Below are 24,417 nucleotides of genomic sequence, written 5' to 3'. Positions count from 1 at the left end.
AGGCCTGGTAAATCCTGTGAATAAGACAAACAAAGCGAATAAAGCCAATAAGTTTAACCCTAAAAAGCTATTAAATGCTAAGTGGACTGCCGTAAACCCACAAAATAAAGAACGTCATTTTATTGTTGTAAAATTGTTAGAAGATCCGCAAATAGAAGGCAAGATTGAAGCCTGTATATTGCAATCTGTTATGCATAAAAATGATTATGAAATACGTTGTGAACAGTTAAAGGATGCGGCCACTTGGCTTCAGGGCTGGAAGTGATTTGGTTTGGTTTGATTTAAATCGATTCCATCGACGGGGATAAGATAGTGATAATTAGAAAGTGATAATTACTTGAAAGAGATAATTTCTTTGATAACCATAGCAAAAAGAGGTTTTATGAATCAGGTTAAACCCAATCCTATTCAGAACAGAGTGTTTAATGTATTTAAACGATTCACTTTCAGTTTGATGATTGTGGGTGTCCCGGCTTTGTTAACAGGCTGTACGCAAGTGCCTAAAGGGGTGACACCCATTCAAAATTTTGAGTTAGAGCGTTATTTAGGTAAATGGTATGAAATTGCACGTTTAGACCATAGTTTTGAACGGGGATTAACTCAAGTTACGGCTGACTATTCTATGCGTGAAGACGGTGGGGTTAGAGTTATTAACTCAGGGATTAACACTGAAAATAATCAACCTAAAATTGCAGAGGGTAAAGCTTACTTTATTGGTGCTAAAAATATAGGTAGTTTAAAAGTCTCATTTTTTGGGCCGTTTTATGGAGGCTATCATATTGCAAAATTAGATCCTGATTATCAAATGGCATTGGTGATTGGCCCAAATACCGATTATGCTTGGATTCTATCCAGAACCAAGCAACCAGGCCTGGTTAAGTGTAATGAATATTACCAAACCGCTGAAAGTTTAGGCATTAAGCGTAGTGACTGGATTGAGGGGGAGAAATGCAAGTAAAGGATAAAGATAATTTGCAAGACCAAAACCATAAACAAGGCCATAAACATGACCAAAAGCAGGCAAATATACAATTAACGCCTAAACAAGTTGTGTTCTTGACGAGTGAGAATGTTTTAGCGGAGCGTATGCGTTATTTACTTGCCGCTTTAGAGGGGTATAAAATTCCATGGATGCTAGCAGAAGTGCTGTTGCAGTCGAGTGATGAAGAGCGCAAACTTTGGCAGCAATTAGAAGAGATGTTTGTTTATGCTAAAAAATCAAATGACGTTTTAGCAAAAGAGATAGCTAACAACTTAAAGCAATGGGTTAAGCAAGGGTGGTTAGAGTTTAGAGTTAAAAAAGCCCGTGCCGAGGGTTTGGATTTAGCTCGCTCTTTAGATCCCGAATTGTTAGTTGAACAAGGGCAGCAATTACAATTTTCTGAAAACCCTTATGACCTATTTAAAAAATCGGTCTTAGAATCCGCCCACCACATAACTGACACGGATTTAGATGAAGCTCTTAGAGTTCAAATGATAGAGGCCTGGCGCCAAGGTTTTCATAACTATCTTTGTTTAATTAGAGAAGAATCCTGGTAATTAAAGGTCTCTCATATAAACATTTTCATCATAGTCTCGCCTTCAAGCTTAATTAAAAAATATCAATAACCTTTACAATAGTTATACAGTTGTGTATATTTAATGTGTAATCTAATTTTAGATTCGGTACTTCCTCCTACTTTGCGATAAGAGAATTAAGCCTTACAAGCTTAATTTGGTTAAGTGGTTTACAGCCCGTTGCACGTAAAGTAGTTTTTTATCTTTTCTTTCGCCTGGAGTTTTCATGTCTTTTTTAAAAGCCATTGTTCTTGGCAGTCTTTTATTTCTTGTTCTTAACGTTCAAGCAAGTTTTACAACCCCTCCTTTGTCTGCTAATTGGCAGCAGCAAAAATTTAGTTATCATGTTAAGGGTGAAATTGATGCGCCTAAAGTTTTGTTACTTGGGGGTGGTCCTGGGTTTTCAAGCTGGAATTTAGAACCTATCCAAACCAAAATCGCCGCAATGGACTATCGAGTTTTTTTAGCTGATATGCTAGGTATCGGAGAAAATAGACACCTAAACCCGCAACCCGTTCTAAATGCTTGGGTAGAGCAACTTGATACCTTATTAACGCATCAGTTAAATGCGGGTGAAAAAGTTATTTTAGTTGGGCATTCTTGGGGAGCCCTTATGGCGATGCTTTATGCGCAATCTCATAATAACAAAGTCGCTAAAATTATCTTGCTTAACCCGGTAGATCCAGAAAAAGCCGCCATGCAAAACTTAACGGATGAGATTCATCTACGAAACCAAGAAAATGTGAATGTTGATTGGGATAGTGACCAGGCCTGGTCAAATGAGATTGGCGAGCAAAATCAAGATTTAGAACATTTAACCTTGAGACAAATTCAGCAAGTGTTGCCAACCTATTTTATGGATTATAACTTAGGGGTTAAATATGCCAAGCAATTTACCGTTAAAGACTTTAATATTGATTTAAATATTCAGGCCTGGAAAGAGTACGATCAAAATCCTATTAAATTCAAAACCATTAACCAGTTTAAACAACCGGTGAGTTTTATTGATTGTAACCAAGATTATTTAATGCCTTATAACCTTAATGCGATGCAAAACAAAATGCAGTTTCAACAGGTTGACTTAATTGATCAGTGTGGGCACTTTCCATGGATAGAGCAATCTAAAACGTTTTATCGTTTGCTTAAAGAGCACTTAGTTAATGACGCTACAGTTGCAATTAAACCTTCGCTCAGCCACTCTTTATTAGGAGGCTCTTCATGAGTTCTAATGTAAATCAAACTAAAAACGATGCGCCTACATTGGATACGCCTTTACTGAATGACGAGCAGCAAGAACAAAGTCAATCACAAAAAGACCTCTATTCGGCACGTAAAGCCTATAAAAAAGCGCATTTAACTGAAGACGTGGTGTCTAAAAACCCGTTTGCACAATTTAAACAGTGGTATGAAGAGGCCGAAAGCCAAGGTTTAGAAGAGCCCAATGCCATGGTGATTGCTACGGTAGATGAACATAATGCACCGAATACTCGTACGGTTTTACTAAAGGTATTTGATGAAAAAGGTTTTGTGTTTTTTACCAATTACACCAGCCAAAAAGCCAAAGAAATTGATCGGAACCCCAATGTGTCAATTCAGTTCTTATGGCTGGGTTTAGAGCGCCAGGTTAAAATTAGAGGCACCGCAAAGCGTATTGCCTTAAAAGAGTCGATGCATTATTTTTTTGCACGCCCTAAAGGCAGCCAAATTGGTGCCTGGGTAAGTCATCAAAGCCAGGTAATTAGCTCACGTTTTCTGCTTTCTAGTCAGTACCATAAGCTCAAAGATAAATTTATGCATGGTGAGGTTCCATTTCCTGATTTTTGGGGCGGTTATCGTATTGAACCAGAATATTTTGAGTTTTGGCAGGGAGGCGATAACCGCTTGCATGACAGAATTGTGTATGAACCGACTGAAACCTTAAATAAAAATTTAAACGAAACATCCACAATTCAAGATTCAGAACATAAGCAATGGAATATTAAGCGATTAGCTCCTTGATCAAGTTCGTTAATAATCAAGTTCGTAAATAATCCTGTTCGTTAGTACTTCAGTTGATTGAGGTGGTATATGTTATACAAAATTTATGCAAGTTTTACAAAAATGATACTTTTAGTATTCTTTGCATTCACCATGCAGGGTTGTGAGCAATCTGATAAAGCGCTGTCTACTGAACAGAGTGAGCAATCGAATAGTATCCGCCTAACCCCTAGCGAACTTAAAGCCGATCAAAAACAGATTGCCCAGGCTGTAGGTGAATGTTTACGTAATAAGGTTTCTAGTGTTGAACATTTGGCCGACAGCCGTAAAATCGTTGCCAAGCGTTTGCATCATGTCTGTTTGCCTCAATTTATAGCGTTAAGACAATCAAAATTGGCTTATGTCGATGTACCAGATGTATTTTCACCACCACCTAAAGTTTTGCAAGAAGAGCTTGATATGTCTTATCAAGTGGTTGATATTAGAAGAAAATACATTAAGGAGTTGGTTCATAAGCGTATGCAAGAAAACCCTATGGTGATTAATCCACATCAATACCGTCCTTATCAAAATAATCCTCATAAAAACTTACCTGAAGATTTATATCAGGATTTACCCCAGGATTTACCCCAGGATTTACCCAAAAATCATGGCAAAGATTCGCCACCATCAACTCCTTATCTTCTTGAAGACAAGCCATCAACCCCTAATGATAGAATTTAATTTTGGTTAGATGTTCGCCAAATTATATTTGGTGAATTTCTTGTTATGCCTGTAAAACCTAGTCTAGAAAACATCACTTTCTTCTAATATTTAAAATACCAATGGTACCTATTGATACTTTGTATTAGATATTTATGTATAGACTCTGTATAACTATATTCAGTACCTGAGTAAATTACTTGGTTATTAAATTACCTGGTTATCTAGTTGTTACTTAACCTTAGGAGGTTATCATGTCACAGTCTACATTAAATCAAACTTTACACCATCACTACACAGAAAGTGGTGAACACATTGTTACTAAAGATGCATCCATTGCCAGTATTGGTACTTGGCTAAAGAAAGGATGGTTTGATATGGCAAATGCGCCTGTTGAATCTGCTTTTTATGGCCTGGTTATGACATTGTCTGTCATGCTGGTATATTTTACATTTCAAAATCAACCGATAATGATGTTTAAAATTGCCACTTTCTTTGTCATTTTATCACCCTTTTTAGCGACTGGTCTGTATGCGATTTCATGTCAATTGGCTAAAGGAGAACGTCCTGACTTAATTCGTTCAATGTTTTCATGGAAACGTAATGCTACAGAGTTTGCATTATTTGCCTTGGCGTTAGGAATTATTGTTGCCATATGGGCGAGAATTGTGCCTTTAATTGCGGCAATAGTTAAATCTAATTCATTGCTAATCGTTGACCCTAGTGCCGGAGCCTTAGGGTTTTTAATGTCTGACGCAGGGCAAACCTTTATGTTGATATTTGGTGTTAGTGCCTCATTAGTTGCGGCTTTTGTTTTCACTATTAGTGTGGTGACAATTCCATTGTTACTAAGAGACTCTAAAATCGGAGTCATTTCGGCAATGGTGTTAAGTTTTCAGGTTGTTATGGAAAACAAAAAAGTGATGGCGCTATGGGCCTTAACCATTGCAGCGCTGGTTGCAGTTGGCATTGTAACCGTAGGTTTAGCAATGGTCATTGTTATGCCCTTACTGGGATACGCAAGTTGGCACGCATTTAATGACTTAATTGAAGTGGATGATAATCTAGAGAAATTACCACTTTAGAATAACGCTAATCCAAAGTGCTTTAATTCAATGATTAAGGCAAAGTAAATTTAATATTGACTAAAAGCCTGATGGCATTAAATTCATTAAATGATGTCATTAGGCTTTAATCTTGAAGGCTTTAAACAGGAGAAAAGTGATGGAGCTTAAAAATAAATTACTCATTACAGGGTTAAGCATGATGTTAAGTGCACCCATTTTCGCAGATCAAGCACAACAGACAACAGATATTAGAGCAATACAAAATCAGTATTCTGCTTTTGTAGAAAACGGTAAAACATTTAAAGATGCTTATGCGGCATTAGCTTATGAAATTGCCTATGAAAATGCGGCAGTACAGGCGACTAAACCTTGCCGTAAAATGGTCAGGGGTTTGTAGTCTTAATCAGGCATTTTTAATAGGGTATTAATGAAGGGGGCTAGAGTTTAGCCCCTTTTTTATGCGGGTTATTAAATGAACTTACCAGGCCTGGTAAGTTAGTTTAAGGTTGCTTATGATTAAGCTGACTTTGATAAGTGTGGTTTGTTGGGAAATAAGGTTTGTTCTGCTTGTTTCCAAAACTTAAAGAAGCCAAACGGAACTTTACCCTGGTAAACCAAAAACTGGGGTTGTTTGATTTTATCAATAAAACTCCAGCGGCTGTAATCTAAACGCCTGTCTTCTGGAGTGACGATTTTTATGTCTGGGCTTCTTTGGTAAATTGCCTTTAATACCTGGTCAGTTTCACCTTTAATCACCATTAAATTGCGTTTTTTAAAGTCTTGCAAACACTGCCAAATAAAGTATTGGCGTTTAATAGAAAAGCCCATTTTTTCAAAATAAGCTTCATCCCAAATAAATAAAGTCCCTACTCTGCCATCAATCTCTTGGTAAATAGGGTGGTTAGCATTAAGTTGACTTGGTGCTAACCAAACTAATGTATCCATATTTCTATTCATTTTAAATGCCCTCCAAATTGGGAAATAGCTGTTTTGTTAACACTTCATAAGATTTATCAATTTCAATGTTCTCAGGCCTGGCTGTTTTATATTTGTTATTAGCAAACTGAATAACATTGTCCAAATTAAAAATATAAGGTTTGCTACTGGCCGTACTGGCCACCCACTGCCAAGAATAATTGTTAGACGCTAAATTGCCATCCATTAGGTGGCTTAACATCCATTTAGCTCCAGCTTGCCATTTAATTCGGCGCCAATGCACAATATAAGCGGCTAAATATAAGCGAGCATGATTGTGTAAGTAACCTGTGTTATACAATTCTTCAATAAATTGATTAATGACGGCGACAGGGGTTTGTGCTTTTTGAATATCTTGGGGTAATTCATCCGCATAATCTTCTGCTTTAAACCCGGTTTTATAGTGGTCGGCATCTTTCCAAACTAATGTTGGGTCTTCAAGATACTTTTGTTCATAAAAGGCTCTCCAGCTTAGTTGCTGTAAAAAATGATAAGCCTCAATGCGAGCATTATTGGTATCAATAAATTTCAGAACTTCATCGGCTTGAATTAGCCCGTGTTCAATGTATGGAGACAAGCCACTGACTGCACCATCTAGGTTATTACGTGTTTTTTTGTAAGCAACAAAGTCTAGTGCGGCGAGTCTTTCTTGTGCAGCTTTAAGCCCACCACTAATGGGAGAAGAGACTAAAGGTTTTTCTAACAATGCCCAGTCTGTAAAACGTTCACGAGAATTTTTACCTTCTAGCGTGACCGGTACAAATTTTCCGTTTAGCAACGTTTCATAAAATCGCATAGTGAAATTCCTTACAGCAATAGCCTAATTTTGGTTGTTAAGCTTATTTAAATTGGATTTGAGAGCTTTATTCGAGTCTCTCTCTCGTGTTTATATTTTGTTTATAATGTGTCTATGTCGTGTTGATGCCTTTTGGGTGCAAGCCTATTAGCCTAACGATAAACCCCAAAATTTCTAATACATATATCCGCTTGAAAGACCTCTCCAATCGCCAGTATTCCTAAACGATTTATTTTTTTAGGATTAAGCTTAGAAAGCGTTTTGTACGACTTAAATTTGTCAAACGGCAAAAAGATTCTTTGCCACTCATTAGATGCATAAAACTCACTTCTAAAAGACTGCCAAGGCAACCATAATTGAGAGGTTCTAATGTGTAGGTTGTAGTTATGACTATTTCCTTTAACCTCGATGTATAAGCCTAAATAATCAGAAAAATTAATGGCTAGTTTGTCCAAATTCACCAACTGCATTTGTAAAAAACCGCCATTGTTTTCAAGGCTGACTTGACCGCTTAAGCAATGAAACGTTGAGTTTTGATCCGTTACAACATTAACTTGGCCTTGTGAAACGCCACCCATAACTTGGTCGCTTACAAAGCGCCAGGTTTGGCTTTTATGCATGTTTGGGTTATAGATTTCAAACATTTCATGAGTGCTATGTTGCATGATGAACCTTTAAGGTTTTTTGTGGCCAAATATAACTTTGTGTATAACTAACTATATGTATAACTATATGCTGTCTATCTGTAAATTTTGCTTGTGCATATTTTGTACAAAGGTCTTTAATTAAATAACCCTGATAATACTATGGTTTAAATAGGGTTTTTAGATCATGTTTTTAGATAATAATAAATATTAAGGTTTTCTTATTAGTATTAAATATTATACATATATTTTAAATAATGTATTATTAATGTACAAATATATTTTAAAAGTTGTACAAATGAGCCTAAGTTAACGCTGGAGGTAGTGCTTAAGATAGCGCTAACGGTAAGCGCAAAGGTTTCATCTGTATAAAATTCTAAGCAATGTGGGTAATTAAAAATGAAAATTACAATTTTGGGTGGCACAGGTTTTGTGGGAAGTTATTTAAAAGCAAATTTTGAAGAAAAGGGTTATGAAGTTCAGGCATTTGGTCGCAAAGCCTTTTTAGATGATTTCGACCTAGCCGCCGTGTTAGAAAAGCAAGATTTGTTAATCATGCTTGCAGGCGAAAATATTGGACAGCGTTGGAATGAGTCTTATAAAAAAGCTTTGCTAGAAAGTCGCACTCTAACAAATCAAAAGTTAAAGCAAAGTTTAGAAGCATGCAGTCATCCCCCTAAGCGCATATTTTCAGCATCCGCGATTGGTTTTTATCCAGAAAATGATTGTCAGCATCCTATAGATGAGAGCCAAGTAGAATCAGGCCTTGGTTTTTTAGGCAGCTTAACTAAACAGTGGGAGTTAGCCAGTTTAGAGTTAAGCCCTAAACCACTCATAATGCGTTTTGGAGTGGTGTTAGGTAAAAACGGTGGCGCACTGCAAAAAATGTTACCGCCATTCAAAATGGGATTAGGTGGTCCGGTTGCCGGAGGAAAGCAGTGCTTTAGTTGGATTCATATTGAAGATTTAGCCAGAGCGGTTAACTTCTTTATAGACAAACCCCAACTTAATGGAGTTTTTAATCTAACGGCACCCAACCCAGTGACGAATAATATGTTTGGCAAAAGTTTAGCTAAAGTATTACATAGACCTTTTTGGTTGCCATTGCCAGAGTTTCAACTCAAGTTAATGTTTGGTGAAGGAGCACAAGTGTTAACGCATTCATCAGCCATAGTCCCCACTCGACTACTAGAAAATGGTTTTACATTTAATTATTCAGAAGTAGAACCGGCATTAAAAAATATAGTGAAATAATAAACAAAATATAGGATTTCAAAAAATACTCTGCATTTTTCTGGAACATAAAACTTCAAGAGACCTTTGTTCGAGATAGGTGCGAAAGAAAAATGAGAGAAAATTTGCCTGATTGCGGCGGAAAACGCAGGGAATAGCTAGCTATTCGCAAGTTTTTCAACAAAAATCAGGTGAATTTTTACCCTCAAGGGGCACCTAGAACCATTTTTACTCGTGCATACTCTCGTGCAAAGGTCTCTTCACAATTAATTCTCCCGATTTAAGTATTTATCGGTAGAATAAACCCTATTCAAATTTTGGGTTAGTGAGCCTGTTTATGCAAAGTTTTGAACAAGAAGAAAAATCACGTTTAGAGCGTTTTATTGTAGCGGGTTTATTAGCCGTTATATTTTGGGCTCCTCTACCTTTAGGCAGTAACCGAGATTGGTCTGCCGCCTTACTTATCTTACTCATTGCCATATTAGCCTTACTTCGGGGTGTTAATTTATTGCGTCAATCGCAATCAGATCGCAATGCCAACCAAAGATTGAATCAACCAGGCCTGGTAATGTTAGTTTTGCTCTCTTCTACCCAAGTCTGGGTGGCTGCTCAATGGTTAATCGGTTGGTCAGATAATCCAGCCGCCAGCTTTCAGTATTTAATGCTAGGTATTGCATACACCTTAATGTTTGTAATGATTTTAAGTCTATTTAATACTCGTAAACGTCTTACCTTATTGCTCAGTGTATTTTTAGTGAGTGGAGCATTTCAGGCATTTTGGGGTGCTTCAATGGTGCTTTCGGGGGTAGAGTGGTTGTTTGGTGTGCCTAAAGAGTATTATCTTGGTAAAGCTACCGGTACATTCGTAAACCGTAACCATTTAGCCGGTTATTTAGAAATGACCATTGGTTTGGGCATAGGGTTAATGTTGGCCTTAAGAGATGGTAAAGCGTTTCGCTGGCGTAATATTATTGAATTGCTTTTGGGACCAAAAACCAAAATTCGTTTAGCTATTGTGATTATGGTTATTGGTTTGGTGATGACTCAATCACGTATGGGGAATGCGGGCTTTTTTAGTAGCTTATTAATTGTAGGCTCTATCTTTGTTTTGATTACTAAAGAACACCGTTTACGTAATAGTTTATTGCTGGCGAGTTTTATTATTATTGATATGATTGTTATCAGCCAGTATTTTGGATTAGAACGTTTAAAAGATCGTATTATTAATACAGAGGTGAGCATTTCGCAAGAAGATGGAAAGTTGGTATTTGATATTAATGATCTGCGGGGGTTAGCGTTTACTAACTCAATACCTTTGGCTCAAGAAAAACCCTTGATAGGGCATGGTGCAGGCAGTTTTGAAGTGGTCTTTATGGCTTACGCCGGCCCTAATTTTGGTGGCCATTTTGATAAGGCTCATAATGACTACATTCAATTTTGGGTAGAGTACGGAATTATTGGCGCTTTACCGCTACTAATCTTTGCATTATTTGCGCTTTATCAAGCCTTTAGAGCCTTAAAAAACAAACAATCCGCCTATCGAAGTGGTGTCGGTTTTGGAGCCGCTATGGCGATTATTGCCATTATCATCCACTCCGCTTCAGACTTTAATCTACAAATTCCTGCAAATGCCATGACGTTTGTCATTGTTTGCGCCATAGCCGTACTGGCAAATAGTCATAAAAATAAGAGATTAAGAGCTTGATTGAAAAGAATAACGTTTAAATTGAACCCCGCCAGGAGAGTATTGAAAAATTAAAGTGATTAAAATTTCACTCATCTTTCTTTAGCACCTATCTGGTGCTTATGCCCTTGGGAGCAAGGGGGCTCAGTTTAAATTATTGAAAACTTGCTCGGATATCTGAAATAGTTACAAAAAGACGGTTCTCGGTGTCAATAAAAGAGGTGAATCCATACTTTTGATAGAATTCTTTGGCGCCATCTTTTGCATCAACTAGAACTAAAGGAAAGCCTACAGTATCACTCGCCAGCAGTAGTTTTTTTAAGGCATCAATCAGTAACCACTCACCTAAGCCTTTGCCTTTATAATTTTTGTCAACCGCCAGACGAGCTATTAGGCCTGCTGACTTAGAATGTGCATATTTTTTTTGCAGTGCGGTAGGTAAGCTCTCTAAATTAAGGGTGGTCATCGTTAGAGTGTAGAACCCGGTAATTTGTGAATCATTTAACTCATCTTCCAAAACAAAGGTTCTGGCATTGTCTCTTTTAGAGCTTTGTCCGGCGGTAAGCTTTAGATAATTATTTAGCGAATCTATGCCGCAGTCAAATGTTTTTCGGTCATGCTTAACTTTAGATAGCAAAACGGTATTCATTAAGCTTGACTGTTTTCATAGCGATTGAATGCTGATTTAAGATTGTTATTTACCTGCTCTGGTCTATCCAGTGCTTCTATAAATAACATTGCATCCTTTTGAGATAACTTAATAGATTGTTCGCTTTCTATAATTTGCTTAGCTTTTTCAACAGCGGAATTTAAAACAAACGCATTAATGCTAGTAATGCCAGATAAAGCCGCCGCTTTAGTGAGTAACTCCTGTGTGTCTAAATCTACACGTGCAGTAATACGAGGTAAAGTTTTTGTAGTCATATTTGTACCTTGAGACCTTTACATGAGTCGTGGATGTAAGAAAATCAGAGAGAGAATTCTTTACATTTTTTAGGCTGAAGATTGATTAATAGCTTTTTTTATAAATTCATCTACTCTTGCAAAGGTCTCTCTTAATAAATAAACGTGACAATTTGTCGTACGAGTAAATTATGACACTGCAATATCTGTGTGTCAATATGGCACATTGGTTAATATTAGTTTACATTTTAATAATAGATAAACGTTTTAAAAGTAACTTCCAAACAATAAACGCTAACATCACACCGCTTAAATTTCCAAGCATATCGCCATAACTAAATTGTCTGCTAGTTTGTAAAAGCCCTTGTAAATACTCTAATGTAGGGGCGCAAACGACCAATACTATCCAAACTAGCCAAATCGCCTTATTACAAAATGCAAAACGTGCTGCTAAACTAAAACCAAAAAAAGCCAATGTATGCCAGATTTTATCCGCATTCTCGAAAGGTTGTGGGGGAGACTCCGGTCTAAAAATTCCCCACAATAAAATACTTAGGCATATCAAAAAAATAACATAACGAAGACGATATAAAAGAGTCAAATTGCACCTAGTTTCAATGAGGGATTAAATGGCTAAAAACAGATTACCCGATCAAGTCGGGTAATGACGATATAGAAATAGATTACCGGATTAAGTCGGGTAATGACGATATATTTATAGATTACCCAATCAAGTTGAGTAATGACGCTTGTTTGTTGTGTCATGTCCGATTGGTTTGGGTACAAAGGACTGTTATTACACTTCATCATGAGTGCCAATGCTGATTGGGATGATTTCTTCTTCAAGCAAGATAAAGTCAATCACAATCCGATATTTCATACTGATTGAAACACTGTGGTAAGTTTTTAATTTACCCTGAAGTTTATGTAAACGGAGCAACGGATGAAAAGGATTTACCTCAAGTAGCCCAATCGTTTTTATATATTTATCTAAAGCGTCAGGGTGCTTTTTTATAATTTTTTTAGTTTTTTAAAATATTTTTCGGTTCGAATTATTTTATAGCTCATTCATAAGCTCTTTGGTATGCTCTGAAGCGGTTTGAACTTTAAAACGCCCCTCCTTGATGTCTTGCATTACTTTTATATGAGCAAGGTCGAGTTCATTCTGTCTAAAATCGTTATAGCGCTCAATGTCCAAAACGACGTACTTGTTTTTCCCTCGTACATTAATGATTAATTCATCAGCCTTTTCAAGCATTCTTCCAAAAAGAGCAACTCTTTTTGTTTTAACGTCATTTGCGGTAATAATCATAATCGTATCCATAATAGTGCTTTTTAAAGAACCTTAACACGAGCTAACAACAAAAGTATAACTTAGACACGTTAAAGGTTATTAAATCAAGCCTGATGATAGCGTTGTATTTCTTAGGCAATGACTTTCACGATTGAATAAAAGCAATTTATCAATAAGCGTTTTTGTTGATAAAACCTTTAAATACGGTTAAAAATACAATTTTAATGTCCCACCATAATGACCAGTTACGAATGTATTGCAGGTCATATTCTATGCGTTTTTCCATTTTATCAACGGTATCGGTTTCTCCGCGCCAGCCGTTAATTTGCGCCCACCCAGTAATGCCAGGCTTAACCTTGTGACGTAACATATAGTAATCTACTAATTTACGATATTCTTCATTATGCGCTACCGCATGCGGTCTTGGGCCAACAACAGACATATTACCTATTAGCACATTAAAAAATTGGGGTAGTTCATCTAAAGAGGTACGTCTTAAAAAATTACCAACGGGAGTGATGCGGCTATCATTTTTAGTGGCTTGAGTAACTTTTTCAGAATTTTCCATCACTCGCATCGATCTAAATTTATACACGCCAATAAATTTACCATCTAAGCCATAACGATCTTGTTTAAATAACACCGAACCTGGTGAGGTCAATTTAATAGCCAGGGCAATAATAATAAATACCGGGCTCAATAATATGAGTACGCTAAGGCTAAATAAAATATCAAAAGAACGTTTATAAAACTCTTTACTGCCTCCCATAGGTTCTTCAAAAACACTAATGGTATCTAATTTTCCCAAGCTACCTACGTTGCCGTGCATTAATGTGCTTAATAAAAAGTCAGGAACCATAAATACATTAATGGTTGAATCACTTAAGGTGTGAATAATATTTGCAATACGAGATTCTGCAGTTAATGGAATGCAAATGTAAATACTATCAAGTTCTCCACTCTGAGCAAGTTTTAAGGCATCTTCAACAGACCCCTTTAACTGACTTAAATCGCCTTTTAAACGCTCTCTTTCTCGGTCGTCATAAAAACCAATAAATTTATAGCCTAATTCAGGGTATTGGTTAATTTCTTTTAATAAGGTTTTGCCTACAGGAGTTAATCCAATAATGGCAATATTTCGTACATTGATGCCTTGTGAATAGAGTTTTCTTTTGGTTAACCGGTATAAAATTCGCCAACTAATAAAACCAGCTAAAGAGACCAAATACCAACTAAATACCACGACTCTAGAAAAAGCTTCTCCTTGTTTTAATAAGAATAATAAGGCTGTAACCAGTAAAAAACTTAATGTGGTTACCGCAAAAACCGTCATCACTCTTTGTGTAAAACGCCCAAGTCTAAGCTTACGGTAGAGTTGCATTGATTCAGAAAGGTATAGAAAAGCTGCTATCGTAAAAGTCAGTAATAGTAAATATTCATCATTTAATTGGATTTTATACAACGCAGTAATAATGACTAAACTTAATGAAAGAATGACTAAGTCATACACTCTAAATAGAGAGGGCGCATTGTCATTAAAACGTAAGCTATTAAGATTGCTATCCATTTAGGTAAACCTATTTAAGTTTTGTTGTGAATTTAACTATACATCGTGTAAAAAGCTAAAATTGAATTACGTAAATAATGATACGTAATAATTAGCGCCTAGCTACTGATTTTATCATGAAAAAAAAGTATGTGATAAGTAAAAAAAGAATTTAAATAATCTACTTTTTTAGTTAGAAAATAGGGGGGGGTAAAGGTTATAAAATCATGTTCGATCATGACAATAATAAAAATGGATTACCCGATCAAGTCGGGTAATGACGCAAACGAAGCTTTATTACCGGATCAAGTTGAGTAATGACAATCTCCTAACGTCATCCTCGGGCTTGACCCGGGGATCTTGTCTAGGTAAAAACGAGATTATTGGAATACGTTTGATAACGACGAAATATTTAGAGATTACCCGATCAAGTCGGGTAATGACGTTATGGTGTCAGCTAATGATGAATCAGGATGCTCATATTCGAATAAAAACAGCTCATCATTATTCTTCAGTGTGAATAAATTGGCGGTAATTCCTTGAAACCAACGACTGTCATCCTCGGGCTTGACCCGTGGATCTTTAATTATTTATCTCAAATCTAAAATTTAATCAAGAAGTGATGGTTTCCCATAAGTCCTCCCATTTTGGGTTTTCTTGTTCAACTAATTTGTTCTTCCAATCACGATTCCACTTTTTTAAAGCCTTTTCGCGTTTAATCGCATTTTCCATATCTTCAAATTGTTCAAAATAAACAAGCTTATGCACTTTATATTTTTTAGTAAAACCATCGGTTAAATGGTTTTTATGCTGGTAAATACGTTGAACTAAATTAGATGTGACGCCAATATAAAGAGTAGAGTTGGATGAGTTAGACAAAATATAAACAGCAGGGGTTTTCATATGACGTTTCCTTTGAGTTTTAAAGGAGATTACCCAATCAAGTTGGGTAATGACGTTGGGGCGTCGGGTAATGACGAAAACTGGAATGGATTACCTAATTGAGACGGGTAATGACAATCACCTACCGTCATCCTCGGGCTTGACCCGGGGATCTTGTCTAGGTTAAAACGAGATTATCGGATCAAGTCCAATAATGACGAAAGATTAAGATATATTACGTTTTTCTGTTAAATACCTTTTTCTCCCAAGACCAGGCGTGGCGAATAATGGTTTCTAAATCGGCAAACTTGGGTTGCCAGTTTAAAACGGCTTTGGCTTGGGTGGCATCGGCGACTAATACAGCTGGGTCGCCAGGTCGGCGCTCACCATCTTCTACCTTTAAAGAATAACCATCTTCAGCCACCACCTTAATGACGGCATCAATCACTTGCTGCACAGAAAAACCTGTTCCATTACCCAAGTTATAAGCTAAAGCGCCGGATTGCTTTCCAGATAAAATTAAGTCTAATGCTAAGGCATGAGCTGAACATAAGTCATTAATGTGAATGTAATCTCGAATACAGGTTCCATCTTCAGTCGCATAATCGCGTCCAAAAACAGTAATGGATTTTCTGCGTCCAGAAGCCGCTTGTAAAATGAGTGGAATCAAATGCGTTTCAGGGTCGTGGAGTTCACCTATTTCACCTTCTGGGTCAGCTCCACATGCATTAAAATAACGTAAACAAACCGAATTTAAACCATAAGCATCTGCATAGTCTTTTAAAACACGTTCCACCATCAATTTACTTGAACCATAAGGGTTAATGGGGTTTTGAGGATGTTTTTCATCAATGGGTGAATACTCAGGTTCACCAAAAGTAGCAGCAGTCGAAGAGAAAATAAAATGTTTCACATCATGGCGAACCATTACATCAAGCAGGTTTAATGTATTAGCAACATTATTACGATAATATTTCGCTGGCAGAGTCATAGACTCACCCACCAAACTATTAGCGGCAAAGTGCATTACGCCATCAAATTGATGTTCAATAAAAAGGTTTTCTAATAAGTGAATATCGGCCAAATCACCAATGACAAGCTTGCCATATTTAACAGAATCTCTAAACCCTGTAGATAGATTGTCTAATACAATCACTTCATGGCCAGAATTAGCCAGCATTTTAACCATGTGAGAGCCAATATAACCCGCACCACCTACCACTAAAACTTTCATGTACATTCCTTGGAGTTACGATGGGATTGTTTAGCTATTCGAGTAGCTAAATAAGTATTTTTACATTTAGGGGGTAGCTTATAACGTTAAGCAAATGAAAACAACCAGGCCTGGCTGTTTCGTTCACTAATCGAGTTAGGTAATGACAATCTCTTTTCGTCATCCTCGGGCTTGACCCTGGGATCTATAAACGATTTATTCATAATGAGTCCAAAGGCGTAAAACTTTGATTATTTTTTGCTCTTCAAAAACTTGGTATACGATGCGGTGTTGAATATTAATTCGTCTAGAATAAGCCCCTGTTAAATCACCAACAAGCTTTTCAAAACGTGGTGGGTTTTTATAAGGGGCTTTTTCAATAATGCTCAGTAATGATTGTGTTTTTGATTTTAAATCACTGGCAGATAATTTTTTAGCGTCTTTTTGCGCCTGTTTGGTATAAAGCAATGTCCACTTTGTTGATGCTATTACCATTCTAAATCTTTACTACATTCATCAAGAGGCGTTTGTATGCCTTCAACAATAGATTCACGTAACCCTTTGATATTCAAGAGTGTAAGTGTTTCGTTAATGGCACTCCAGTCATCTTCTGAAATCAAAATAGCGTTGCCTTTCTTACCAGTAATGGTCACAGGCTCATGCGATTCATTCACCTGGGCAATTAAACCGTAAAGGTTTGAGCGTGCTTCAGTAGAATTTAGTGTTGTCATAAATTATATCTCCTAACTCAGATTAACTGTATCGTACGCTTTTACGTTCGCATGTTCAAGAGTTATGAAAACAAAGGCATTTTGAAACTAAATTTGCCACACCCCGCAAGGGGGTATAAAGGCCTGGTAAGTATAGTCGTTGTTTAAAGTGGCAAGCTAAGTAATAAGATTATCAGATCAAGTCCGATAATGACGAAACATTAAGAGATTACCCAATCAAGTCGGGTAATGACGTTCTGGGAGAGGGGAATGTAGTTGGGGGAGAGCTTTGCCTAAAGAGATTGCCACGTCGCTTTGCTCCTCGCAATGACAGTGGGGCAACAACTACCGTCATCCTCGGGCTTGACCCGGGGATTTTATCTAGGTCAAAACGAGATTATCGGATCAAGTTCGATAATGACGAAAGATTAAGAGATTACCAGATCAAGTCGGGTAATGACGATATGCGTCTCTAAATCCAATAATTGTCATTCTGAACACTAGCTTAAATCTATAAAATACTTAACAGATCGACCTTTTCCCTGTGTAAGTAATACACCAACGGAAACCAATTCGCTTAAATCACGAGCGGCTGTTGCATCAGATGTTGAAACCAAGTTCTTGTACTTTCGTTTTGCTATGCCGTCATCAAAATCACTGGTTTCCAAAAGACGAACTAAAAGTTTGCGCTGTCTATTATTAAAGGTTTGCTGGCGGTATTTATCCCAAAACTGTGTGGCTGCGCGAATTTTTTCTAGTCGCTTTAGGCTCGTTTTTGCAGCAGCTTGCACGCAGTGCAAAAACCAAATAGTCCAATCCGTAAGGTCACCAAGGCCTTTTTGGCTCTTTTCTAAGATATCGTAGTATTCTGATTTTCTATTTTCTATTTCTGAAGAGAGAGAGTACAAACGAACATCGGTGTAATCTGCCTCAGCCAAACAACGTTCTGCGATAATACGAGACAAACGTCCATTACCATCATCAAATGGGTGAATGGTTACAAACCAAAATTTGGCAATCGCAGCCCTAAGATAATCGGAAAAACCTTGTTTATTATTGAGCCATTCAAGAAACGTATGCATGTAAGTTTGTACGCATGCTTGGCTATTACAAGGCGCCTTAAAGTGAACCGTTTCATTTCTTCCAAAATGGCCTGATACAACAGACATCTCTTGTGTTCGGTAAGCTCCAATCGTAATCGTCTTTAATACAGGCTTATCCATAAACAACATTCCATGCCATTTTTTTAACTGATCAGCGGTTAATGGTTGGTTGGCCGTACGGATAGATTCAAAGTAAGCTTCAGTAAAAGACTCATAACGTTTGTCATGCATATTTACAATAGGCAAGCCAAGGTGGCGAGCGATACTAGAACGAACAGAGTCACGGTCCAGGTATTCTCTTTCTATACTCGAGGTAGACAAGGTTTCATCAAGCAGGACTTTGCTTTCAAACTCAGCCAGTTTTTCGGGTGATAATTCTTTTGATAAGGCCACAAGCGGAGCGACTGTTCTCACCGTGTTAAGAAGATGCGGCATGATGAGTTCATGATTAATAAAAAAGTTTGGCCAGTTTTCACTCTCCCAAATCCATTGCTGCGTCATCTAAGTTCCTTGATTCGATTAATATATGATAATCATATCAAATAATGATTCGAATAAGGAAGCTAATCGACCCAAACAAAACTAAACCCTGTCATTGCGAGTCACGCAGTGGCGAAGCAATCCACCCTGAATACCGTAAAACCTTTTAGAGATTGCCACGCCTAGCGGCTCGCAATAACGATTTTCCTTATTCTCGTTTTACCAGGCCTTTATACCCCCTTGCGGGGTGTGGTAAGTTTAATCACTTTGTAAACTGGAATAGATTACCCAATCAAGTTGGGTAATGACGTGTGTTCTGGGTGATGATAAGTTATCCACCGTCATCCTCGGGCTTGACCCGGGGATCTTTAAGCTACCAATAAATAGGCCTGTTTCTTTCTGGCATCGATACAAAAACGCTTGAAGAAATATGGGGTTAGTATAAAAATCCAAATAACCATAAAGGGATTTTTTTATCTGAACCGACTTCTATGTTATCTAAGGCCAAAAAAGTGGGTTTTTCAATGTTTTTCAATTGGCTAAAATCTTTGGATTTGCCGCCTACTTCAAACACTTGTTGTTCATCAATAATGAAGTCTGCTTGTTGTGCAAACTCTACTGTGTGATTAGCTGCTGCGAGTTGTGAGGCAAAAAAGGTCTCTCTAATGGTTCCAACGTCTGCCTGTGAGCACAAAACATTCAATAAGTTTGGATGAAATAAATAAAGCTTGTCAGCTTTACGGATACTTTTATATTTTTTTAGCTCATGTGGTACAAGTCTTAATAACTCTCCCTTTTGGAGATAATCTAAAAACTTATAAAGGGTAGGTTTAGAAAGTTCAACATTGGTTGTCAGTTTTTCAATTGAGAGCTCAAGAGGTTTTGAACGACAAATTACGACTAACAGCTTTTTAAGTAAATCGACTTTATCCGGTTGGATTGAAAAGAGTCGGCTTAGCTCAATCTGAACCACTAAATTAAGAGTGTCGTTTAATTTTTGAGCAAAGCTTTCAGGAGATTCAAAATAAAATGGATAGCCACCATGTTCTAAATATTGATTAAACAGAGGTAGTATTTTTTGCTCCTCGAGTTCTTTAGTCACTTCAAAGCAGATGTCTACGGAGTTCTCAAGAGCTTGTTCAAGACTATAATGATTTAGACGTTTATGGGTTGATATCTCTATAAACTCCCTAAAAGAGAGCTGTGATAGTCTATGCATAGCAAATCGACGACTTAAATCTGGATTACTTAATGAAATGGCAGATGAACCAGAAAAAAGAATTTTAATATCTAAAAAATCATAGATTGATTTAAGGGATTGTTCAAAGTCTTGTGCTTCGTGAATTTCATCAATAACAATCAGTTTTCCACCGTGTTGACTAAAGAACTCCACCAAGTCAAATAAGTTAACGCCTTTAAAAATAGCGTGGTCACAAGAAATATAGAGTGTTTCTGATGGGGTAAAAGATTGCTTACTCAGCCATTGCAGCATTAACGTTGTTTTGCCAACGCCTCTAGAACCGTAGATGCCTATGATGTCAGATTGTGCAACCATCAACTTATCTAACAGACTCCTTTCATAAGAAGGCAATTTTTTTTGTAATAAACCTAAGTAAAGACGCCTTGAACTTTCTAGTATTGCTTGCATGTAATAGACCTGTTGGTTTAATTAGTAAAACTTACTTTACTAAACTAGAGTAATTAAGTAAAGTCTACTTTACTTATTAGAAAGAAGTTATATAAGAAATGGAGTGAAGAATCCCCTAAAACCTTCGTGGTTCCCTAGAGATTATCCGATCAAGTCGGGTAATGACGTGTGTTCTCAGGTAGTGGTTTTGGGGGAGAGTTTTGCCGAATTAGATTGCCACGTCGCTTTGCTCCTCACAATGAAAGTGGGGGTAATAACTACCGTCATCCTCGTGATAACCAATCCCAAACCGTCATCCTCGGGCTTGACCCGGGGATCTTATTTGCGGCAAAATAAAACCCTGTCATTGCGAGTCACGCAGTGGTGAAGCAATCCACCTTGAATACCGTAAAACCTTTTAAAGATTGCCACACCTAAAGGCTCGCAATGACGATTTCCCATTATTCTGGTTTTACCAGGCCTTTATACCCCCTTGCGGGGTGTGGTAAGTTTAATGGCTTTGTAAACTGGAATAGATTACCCGATCAAGTCGGGTAATGACGTGTGTTCTCAGGTAGTGGCGTTGGGGGCGAGTTTTGCCTAAAGAGATTGCCACATCGCTTTGCTCCTCGCAATGACCGTGGGGTCAATAATTAACGTCAACCTATGATAATCAATCCCAAACCGTCATCCTCGGGCTTGACCCGGGGATCTAAAACCACAACAGAGATTATCGGATCAAGTCCGATAATGACGTTGGGTTGTCATATAATGTTAGATTAGATTGCCACGTCACTTTGTTCCCCGCAATGACCATAGTGGAATGGTCATCCCAAGCAACTAACACCGTCATCCCGAGTGGAGGCGATGGATCTACCAAAGACCAACGACTAAAGACCAACGACTATCTCCCATAAACATCTTCAATTCTTACAATATCGTCTTCGCCGGTGTATTCACCTACTTGGACTTCTACCATGACCAAATCAATTTTACCTTCGTTTTCTAAGCGGTGGGTTTGTCCCATTTTGATATAGGTTGATTCATTGGGTCTAACCAAGCAACGGTGATCATCAACGGTTACCGTGGCTGTTCCAGACACCACAATCCAATGTTCATTACGGTGAAAATGCTTTTGCAGTGATAAACGACCGCCAGGCTTCACAATAATGCGTTTAACTTTATAACCTTCGGTATTTACTAACACTTCATAAGAACCCCAAGGGCGGAATGCCAAGCGGTGAATATCCGATAATTCTGGAGCCTGTTTTTTGATTTGAGCAACAACGGCTTTAACTTTTTGTGAGCTACCTTTTTTAGAAATTAAAATGGCATCAGAAGTATCCACTACCAATAAATCTTCCACATCCACTAAAGCTATTTGGCGTTCACGTGCCACAATCAAGTTGTCTTTAGAATCAATGCAAATCGGTTCAGGTGAATCATCTAAGCGCGATAAAACGGCATTACCCAGGCCTGGTTGTTTTACTTCATCATACAAAGCATCAAAACTCCCCAAGTCAGACCAACCCATATCACAAGGCACCACTTTTACTTTTTGTGATTGTTCCATTACCGCATAATCAATACTGTCTTCTGGAATGGCGTTCATGGCATCCAGATCAATACGAATTTCAGAAGCATGGATTACTTCGTCGCTTTGCTCCTCGCAATGACGATGGTTTTTTGGCACGGCATTTAAGCAGGCCTGGTACATTTCTGGCGCGTATTGTTTAAGTTCATCTAAAAACACCCCGGCTTTAAAACAAAACATACCGGAGTTCCAGTAATAGTTTCCTTGATCAATATACGATTGAGCCGTATCCGCATCGGGTTTTTCTTTAAAAGAAGAAACATCATTACCATTCGCTTCAATATACCCAAAGCCCACTTCAGGGTAAGTAGGTTTAATCCCGAAGGTGACGAGATTATCTTCTTCAGCTAATTTTTTCGCTTCTAACACAGCGGTTTCATAAGCCGCTTGATCTTTAACTAAATGGTCAGAGGTTGTCACTAACACTAAATCATCAGCATCCAATGCCATACAAGCTAAGGCAATAGCCGGCGCGGTATTTCGGCCAACGGGTTCTAATAAAAATTGTGAACGACTAAAATCACACGTCATCCTCGAGCTTGACCCGGGGATCTCACTCCCTGATATTTGGTCTAACTGATCCACTGCCAAAAAGAACTGCTCGTTATTAGACACCACAAACATACTAGAACAAACCGGTTGGTTTCTTAACACCGTATCTTGAAACAGAGAACGATTATTAAACAAACGCACAAATTGCTTTGGCAACATTGTGCGGCTCAAAGGCCAAAGGCGTGTTCCAGAACCGCCGCATAAAATAAGGTTAATCATGGTTTTTCATCCATCTCTTTAATTCGGTTAAAAATATTTTACTGTATTTGTGAACGTCGTTGTTTTGTTGTAAATCATCAATTGAAATCCATTGGTAATGGCTGTGTTGCTCTTGCGGCAAGCTAAGTTGTTCGCTTGAAAGCTTAATTACATGAGTTGCATTGATATAGTGCGTTGATGTTTCAGTGCTGAAAAAACTATCATCATAAAAATGGTCATACAAACTTAATAACCAGGCGTGGTGTCTTTCTATTTCTAGCCCCAATTCCGCTTTAGAAATACGTTTAAAGGCATCCTCTAAAGATTCATTTTTATAAACACGGCCACCTGGTACAAACCAACTGCCTTTAGCAGGTGCATTTAAACGCTCACCAACCAGAATTTGGTTTTGATTATTTACTACAACCAAATCGATGGCAAATAGGGGTGCGTTTTCAACTATTTGCTTAAATATATCTAAACTTAACAAGGATTAAATTTTCTCAGAATATTGGTAAAGTGTTTCGGGCGCAATATCAATATTGCCCGGCCAAATTAAAGTTCCATATTGAACTTTGACTTGATTGAAAATTTCAGCCTTCGCGATTTTATTGAACGGTTTCTTGTTTAAGAAATGATTCATATCAAATTTACGTAGTTCACCATTTTCAAATTCAAGTACTAATCCAAAGTTTGGTTTTGTTTTTACACTAATGACGTCTAAAAGCATTTAAAATCCTCTACTGTAAAGGCGCTATTTTATAGGGTTCTTCACCACTTTGAGCCAGCTCCCAGTCCGCAAATAATTCATCTCTATGAATCTCTATCCAAGCTTGAATTAATTTTAATTTCTTAGGTGGAAAGTCACCAGCTAAAACATCACCTGTTTCTATGCAAATAGAAGCTTTAAAATTTTGATAACGAGCATGAATGTGTGGCTTATTATGTAATTCAGTTTCTCCATAGAAAATGGAAATCATAATTCCATAAAACATAGAAATTGTTGGCATATTTAACTCACTATTTAATTAAAATATTTAAAGCGAATAGTCAAACTCATGACTTTAGGGTTTCACGAACTTCCTCAAAAGTTAGCCATTTTTCAGGCTCATTAAGCTCTTGAGCGCGTGCTTCTAAATCATCCAAATGCCACGCTGGAGGTTCAAAGTCAGTCTGATTCTGACCTAAAGCCCCCATCACGGCTTCCATTAACTCGATTTGACCACTTAAAGGTAGTTTATCTATTTTTTTCGTATCGATTAACATCAAAAACTCCTTTTTTCTGAGATAGTTTATTATTCTCTAAATGAAATGATTAATATTCAAGATTAATTTCATTCCAACTAGGGTTTTGACTTTCAACGAGATTGTTTTTCTTGTCTCGTCTCCAGCCTTTAATTTGTTTTTCTCTAGCTATTGCAGATTGAATACAGTTCGTCTCTTCAAAATATACTAATTTTATAACGTTGTACTTTTTAGTAAACCCATCAATTAAATGATTTTTATGCTCGTAAAGCCTTCTTATTAAGTTGTTTGTTACACCTACATACATCACTTTATTGTTTTGTGTGGTCAAAATATAAACATAGTAAGATTTCAAAATTAAGCACCATTCCTGTCATTCTGAACGAAGTGAAGAATCTACCAAGGCTAAACACTTTGCCAAATAAGATTGCCACG

32 protein-coding genes are annotated in these 24,417 nt (G+C 37.4%); 11 read left to right on the top strand and 21 right to left on the bottom strand.

Annotated features, from left to right (window positions below; translation table 11 throughout):
• Positions 1–16: 16 nt before the first annotated feature.
• The 8 genes from BS34_RS0110595 to BS34_RS0110555 all read left to right on the top strand — a co-directional run bounded on the left by BS34_RS0110595 (position 17) and on the right by BS34_RS0110555 (position 5,700).
• Positions 17–265 (top strand): TIGR02450 family Trp-rich protein, encoded by a 249-nt coding sequence (locus BS34_RS0110595; protein WP_029408484.1) that lies wholly within the window; start codon positions 17–19, stop codon positions 263–265.
• Positions 266–454: 189 nt separating this feature from the next.
• Positions 455–958 (top strand): lipocalin family protein, encoded by a 504-nt coding sequence (locus tag BS34_RS0110590; protein ID WP_038126753.1) that lies wholly within the window; start codon positions 455–457, stop codon positions 956–958.
• Positions 949–1,539 (top strand): hypothetical protein, encoded by a 591-nt coding sequence (locus BS34_RS0110585; RefSeq protein ID WP_029408482.1) that lies wholly within the window; start codon positions 949–951, stop codon positions 1,537–1,539. Before BS34_RS0110590 ends, BS34_RS0110585 begins: the two co-directional genes overlap by 10 nt.
• Before the next feature lie 244 nt (positions 1,540–1,783).
• Positions 1,784–2,779, top strand: coding sequence for an alpha/beta fold hydrolase (locus BS34_RS0110575; protein WP_051640854.1), 996 nt, complete (start codon positions 1,784–1,786; stop codon positions 2,777–2,779).
• Complete coding sequence (gene pdxH, locus BS34_RS0110570) at positions 2,776–3,555, top strand: pyridoxamine 5'-phosphate oxidase (protein ID WP_084151643.1); 780 nt, start codon at positions 2,776–2,778, stop codon at positions 3,553–3,555. Before BS34_RS0110575 ends, pdxH begins: the two co-directional genes overlap by 4 nt.
• 69 nt (positions 3,556–3,624) lie before the next feature.
• Positions 3,625–4,257 (top strand): hypothetical protein, encoded by a 633-nt coding sequence (locus BS34_RS0110565; RefSeq protein WP_029408479.1) that lies wholly within the window; start codon positions 3,625–3,627, stop codon positions 4,255–4,257.
• Between the two features lie 233 nt (positions 4,258–4,490).
• Positions 4,491–5,321, top strand: a complete 831-nt coding sequence (locus BS34_RS0110560) for a DUF2189 domain-containing protein (RefSeq protein WP_029408478.1) — start codon at positions 4,491–4,493, stop codon at positions 5,319–5,321.
• A 139-nt stretch (positions 5,322–5,460) separates the two neighbouring features.
• Entirely contained in the window at positions 5,461–5,700 is a 240-nt protein-coding gene (locus BS34_RS0110555; RefSeq protein ID WP_029408477.1) for a hypothetical protein, read from the top strand.
• Between the two features lie 119 nt (positions 5,701–5,819).
• Here the strand turns inward: BS34_RS0110555 and BS34_RS0110550 are convergent, their stop codons facing one another.
• From BS34_RS0110550 to BS34_RS0110540, 3 genes are all read right to left on the bottom strand, one after another.
• Positions 5,820–6,260, bottom strand: coding sequence for a hypothetical protein (locus tag BS34_RS0110550; protein WP_038126695.1), 441 nt, complete (start codon positions 6,258–6,260; stop codon positions 5,820–5,822).
• Between the two features lies 1 nt (position 6,261).
• On the bottom strand, positions 6,262–7,074 hold the full coding sequence (locus tag BS34_RS0110545; RefSeq protein ID WP_051640853.1) for an FAD-binding domain-containing protein: 813 nt from the start codon (positions 7,072–7,074) through the stop codon (positions 6,262–6,264).
• 152 nt (positions 7,075–7,226) lie between these two features.
• Positions 7,227–7,739 (bottom strand): CIA30 family protein, encoded by a 513-nt coding sequence (locus tag BS34_RS0110540; protein ID WP_051640852.1) that lies wholly within the window; start codon positions 7,737–7,739, stop codon positions 7,227–7,229.
• 378 nt (positions 7,740–8,117) lie between these two features.
• Between BS34_RS0110540 and BS34_RS0110535 the strand changes: the two genes are divergently transcribed.
• Both BS34_RS0110535 and BS34_RS0110530 read left to right on the top strand, forming a co-directional pair.
• Entirely contained in the window at positions 8,118–8,972 is an 855-nt protein-coding gene (locus BS34_RS0110535; protein ID WP_029408473.1) for a TIGR01777 family oxidoreductase, read from the top strand.
• A 316-nt stretch (positions 8,973–9,288) separates the two neighbouring features.
• Positions 9,289–10,656, top strand: coding sequence for an O-antigen ligase family protein (locus BS34_RS0110530; protein WP_029408472.1), 1,368 nt, complete (start codon positions 9,289–9,291; stop codon positions 10,654–10,656).
• A gap of 133 nt (positions 10,657–10,789) precedes the next feature.
• On the opposite strand, the gene BS34_RS0110520 is transcribed toward BS34_RS0110530, so the two are convergent.
• The 3 genes from BS34_RS0110520 to BS34_RS0110510 all read right to left on the bottom strand — a co-directional run bounded on the left by BS34_RS0110520 (position 10,790) and on the right by BS34_RS0110510 (position 12,013).
• Complete coding sequence (locus tag BS34_RS0110520; protein ID WP_029408471.1) at positions 10,790–11,284, bottom strand: GNAT family N-acetyltransferase; 495 nt, start codon at positions 11,282–11,284, stop codon at positions 10,790–10,792.
• On the bottom strand, positions 11,284–11,559 hold the full coding sequence (locus BS34_RS0110515; RefSeq protein WP_029408470.1) for a type II toxin-antitoxin system TacA family antitoxin: 276 nt from the start codon (positions 11,557–11,559) through the stop codon (positions 11,284–11,286). The genes BS34_RS0110520 and BS34_RS0110515 overlap by 1 nt, the downstream gene beginning before the upstream one ends.
• 220 nt (positions 11,560–11,779) lie before the next feature.
• The gene (locus BS34_RS0110510) at positions 11,780–12,013 is read right to left on the bottom strand and encodes a hypothetical protein (RefSeq protein WP_158661011.1); all 234 of its coding nucleotides are present in this window, start codon (positions 12,011–12,013) and stop codon (positions 11,780–11,782) included.
• A 267-nt stretch (positions 12,014–12,280) separates the two neighbouring features.
• Here BS34_RS0110510 and BS34_RS13005 point away from each other — a divergent pair, with 267 nt between their 5' ends.
• Positions 12,281–12,427 carry a hypothetical protein gene (locus BS34_RS13005; protein ID WP_158661010.1) on the top strand — a complete coding sequence of 49 codons (147 nt, stop codon included), beginning with the start codon at positions 12,281–12,283 and terminating at the stop codon, positions 12,425–12,427.
• A 168-nt stretch (positions 12,428–12,595) separates the two neighbouring features.
• On the opposite strand, the gene BS34_RS0110505 is transcribed toward BS34_RS13005, so the two are convergent.
• The 15 genes from BS34_RS0110505 to BS34_RS0110435 form a co-directional block, all read right to left on the bottom strand.
• Complete coding sequence (locus tag BS34_RS0110505) at positions 12,596–12,862, bottom strand: prevent-host-death protein (protein WP_233993205.1); 267 nt, start codon at positions 12,860–12,862, stop codon at positions 12,596–12,598.
• A 139-nt stretch (positions 12,863–13,001) separates the two neighbouring features.
• Positions 13,002–14,399, bottom strand: a complete 1,398-nt coding sequence (locus tag BS34_RS0110500; protein ID WP_029408467.1) for an undecaprenyl-phosphate glucose phosphotransferase — start codon at positions 14,397–14,399, stop codon at positions 13,002–13,004.
• A 591-nt stretch (positions 14,400–14,990) separates the two neighbouring features.
• Entirely contained in the window at positions 14,991–15,281 is a 291-nt protein-coding gene (locus tag BS34_RS0110495; protein ID WP_029408466.1) for a GIY-YIG nuclease family protein, read from the bottom strand.
• Positions 15,282–15,495: 214 nt separating this feature from the next.
• Positions 15,496–16,494 carry a UDP-glucose 4-epimerase GalE gene (gene galE / locus BS34_RS0110485; protein WP_029408465.1) on the bottom strand — a complete coding sequence of 333 codons (999 nt, stop codon included), beginning with the start codon at positions 16,492–16,494 and terminating at the stop codon, positions 15,496–15,498.
• A gap of 195 nt (positions 16,495–16,689) precedes the next feature.
• The gene (locus tag BS34_RS0110480; protein WP_029408464.1) at positions 16,690–16,968 is read right to left on the bottom strand and encodes a Txe/YoeB family addiction module toxin; all 279 of its coding nucleotides are present in this window, start codon (positions 16,966–16,968) and stop codon (positions 16,690–16,692) included.
• The gene (locus BS34_RS0110475) at positions 16,962–17,204 is read right to left on the bottom strand and encodes a type II toxin-antitoxin system Phd/YefM family antitoxin (RefSeq protein ID WP_029408463.1); all 243 of its coding nucleotides are present in this window, start codon (positions 17,202–17,204) and stop codon (positions 16,962–16,964) included. Before BS34_RS0110475 ends, BS34_RS0110480 begins: the two co-directional genes overlap by 7 nt.
• Before the next feature lie 479 nt (positions 17,205–17,683).
• Positions 17,684–18,787: a Fic family protein gene (locus BS34_RS0110470; RefSeq protein ID WP_029408462.1), complete on the bottom strand. Its 1,104-nt coding sequence runs from the start codon at positions 18,785–18,787 to the stop codon at positions 17,684–17,686.
• 415 nt (positions 18,788–19,202) lie between these two features.
• Complete coding sequence (locus BS34_RS0110465; RefSeq protein WP_029408461.1) at positions 19,203–20,414, bottom strand: ATP-binding protein; 1,212 nt, start codon at positions 20,412–20,414, stop codon at positions 19,203–19,205.
• Between the two features lie 709 nt (positions 20,415–21,123).
• Positions 21,124–21,294, bottom strand: coding sequence for a hypothetical protein (locus BS34_RS13000; protein WP_158661009.1), 171 nt, complete (start codon positions 21,292–21,294; stop codon positions 21,124–21,126).
• Between the two features lie 3 nt (positions 21,295–21,297).
• Complete coding sequence (locus tag BS34_RS0110460) at positions 21,298–22,758, bottom strand: mannose-1-phosphate guanylyltransferase/mannose-6-phosphate isomerase (RefSeq protein ID WP_029408460.1); 1,461 nt, start codon at positions 22,756–22,758, stop codon at positions 21,298–21,300.
• Positions 22,751–23,227, bottom strand: a complete 477-nt coding sequence (locus BS34_RS0110455; RefSeq protein ID WP_029408459.1) for a GDP-mannose mannosyl hydrolase — start codon at positions 23,225–23,227, stop codon at positions 22,751–22,753. Before BS34_RS0110455 ends, BS34_RS0110460 begins: the two co-directional genes overlap by 8 nt.
• A gap of 3 nt (positions 23,228–23,230) precedes the next feature.
• Positions 23,231–23,467: a DUF2442 domain-containing protein gene (locus BS34_RS0110450; protein WP_029408458.1), complete on the bottom strand. Its 237-nt coding sequence runs from the start codon at positions 23,465–23,467 to the stop codon at positions 23,231–23,233.
• A 10-nt stretch (positions 23,468–23,477) separates the two neighbouring features.
• Entirely contained in the window at positions 23,478–23,747 is a 270-nt protein-coding gene (locus BS34_RS0110445; protein WP_029408457.1) for a DUF4160 domain-containing protein, read from the bottom strand.
• 46 nt (positions 23,748–23,793) lie between these two features.
• A complete protein-coding gene (locus BS34_RS0110440) occupies positions 23,794–24,003 on the bottom strand; it encodes an addiction module protein (RefSeq protein WP_029408456.1) in 210 nt (69 codons plus the stop codon).
• A 49-nt stretch (positions 24,004–24,052) separates the two neighbouring features.
• The gene (locus tag BS34_RS0110435; protein WP_029408455.1) at positions 24,053–24,337 is read right to left on the bottom strand and encodes a GIY-YIG nuclease family protein; all 285 of its coding nucleotides are present in this window, start codon (positions 24,335–24,337) and stop codon (positions 24,053–24,055) included.
• Positions 24,338–24,417 lie beyond the last annotated feature (80 nt).

This window comes from Thiomicrorhabdus sp. Milos-T2 (genome assembly GCF_000702325.1).
Classification (GTDB): domain Bacteria; phylum Pseudomonadota; class Gammaproteobacteria; order Thiomicrospirales; family Thiomicrospiraceae; genus Thiomicrorhabdus.
This window is presented reverse-complemented; position numbering and strand designations above follow the sequence as displayed.

Coding starts and splice junctions, on each gene's coding strand:
- BS34_RS0110540 (WP_051640852.1), bottom strand. CDS start 7,739: ATGCAACATAGCACTCATGAAATGTTTGAAATCTATAACCCAAACATG.
- BS34_RS0110520 (WP_029408471.1), bottom strand. CDS start 11,284: ATGAATACCGTTTTGCTATCTAAAGTTAAGCATGACCGAAAAACATTT.
- BS34_RS0110445 (WP_029408457.1), bottom strand. CDS start 23,747: ATGCCAACAATTTCTATGTTTTATGGAATTATGATTTCCATTTTCTAT.
- BS34_RS0110475 (WP_029408463.1), bottom strand. CDS start 17,204: ATGACAACACTAAATTCTACTGAAGCACGCTCAAACCTTTACGGTTTA.
- BS34_RS0110515 (WP_029408470.1), bottom strand. CDS start 11,559: ATGACTACAAAAACTTTACCTCGTATTACTGCACGTGTAGATTTAGAC.
- BS34_RS0110550 (WP_038126695.1), bottom strand. CDS start 6,260: ATGAATAGAAATATGGATACATTAGTTTGGTTAGCACCAAGTCAACTT.
- BS34_RS0110545 (WP_051640853.1), bottom strand. CDS start 7,074: ATGCGATTTTATGAAACGTTGCTAAACGGAAAATTTGTACCGGTCACG.
- BS34_RS0110480 (WP_029408464.1), bottom strand. CDS start 16,968: ATGGTAATAGCATCAACAAAGTGGACATTGCTTTATACCAAACAGGCG.
- BS34_RS0110530 (WP_029408472.1), top strand. CDS start 9,289: ATGCAAAGTTTTGAACAAGAAGAAAAATCACGTTTAGAGCGTTTTATT.
- BS34_RS0110590 (WP_038126753.1), top strand. CDS start 455: ATGATTGTGGGTGTCCCGGCTTTGTTAACAGGCTGTACGCAAGTGCCT.
- galE (WP_029408465.1), bottom strand. CDS start 16,494: ATGAAAGTTTTAGTGGTAGGTGGTGCGGGTTATATTGGCTCTCACATG.
- BS34_RS0110440 (WP_029408456.1), bottom strand. CDS start 24,003: ATGTTAATCGATACGAAAAAAATAGATAAACTACCTTTAAGTGGTCAA.
- pdxH (WP_084151643.1), top strand. CDS start 2,776: ATGAGTTCTAATGTAAATCAAACTAAAAACGATGCGCCTACATTGGAT.
- BS34_RS0110500 (WP_029408467.1), bottom strand. CDS start 14,399: ATGGATAGCAATCTTAATAGCTTACGTTTTAATGACAATGCGCCCTCT.
- BS34_RS0110555 (WP_029408477.1), top strand. CDS start 5,461: ATGGAGCTTAAAAATAAATTACTCATTACAGGGTTAAGCATGATGTTA.
- BS34_RS0110465 (WP_029408461.1), bottom strand. CDS start 20,414: ATGCAAGCAATACTAGAAAGTTCAAGGCGTCTTTACTTAGGTTTATTA.
- BS34_RS0110575 (WP_051640854.1), top strand. CDS start 1,784: ATGTCTTTTTTAAAAGCCATTGTTCTTGGCAGTCTTTTATTTCTTGTT.
- BS34_RS0110450 (WP_029408458.1), bottom strand. CDS start 23,467: ATGCTTTTAGACGTCATTAGTGTAAAAACAAAACCAAACTTTGGATTA.
- BS34_RS0110470 (WP_029408462.1), bottom strand. CDS start 18,787: ATGACGCAGCAATGGATTTGGGAGAGTGAAAACTGGCCAAACTTTTTT.
- BS34_RS0110460 (WP_029408460.1), bottom strand. CDS start 22,758: ATGATTAACCTTATTTTATGCGGCGGTTCTGGAACACGCCTTTGGCCT.
- BS34_RS0110535 (WP_029408473.1), top strand. CDS start 8,118: ATGAAAATTACAATTTTGGGTGGCACAGGTTTTGTGGGAAGTTATTTA.
- BS34_RS13005 (WP_158661010.1), top strand. CDS start 12,281: ATGACGCTTGTTTGTTGTGTCATGTCCGATTGGTTTGGGTACAAAGGA.
- BS34_RS0110565 (WP_029408479.1), top strand. CDS start 3,625: ATGTTATACAAAATTTATGCAAGTTTTACAAAAATGATACTTTTAGTA.
- BS34_RS0110560 (WP_029408478.1), top strand. CDS start 4,491: ATGTCACAGTCTACATTAAATCAAACTTTACACCATCACTACACAGAA.
- BS34_RS0110585 (WP_029408482.1), top strand. CDS start 949: ATGCAAGTAAAGGATAAAGATAATTTGCAAGACCAAAACCATAAACAA.
- BS34_RS0110495 (WP_029408466.1), bottom strand. CDS start 15,281: ATGAAAACCCCTGCTGTTTATATTTTGTCTAACTCATCCAACTCTACT.
- BS34_RS0110505 (WP_233993205.1), bottom strand. CDS start 12,862: ATGGATACGATTATGATTATTACCGCAAATGACGTTAAAACAAAAAGA.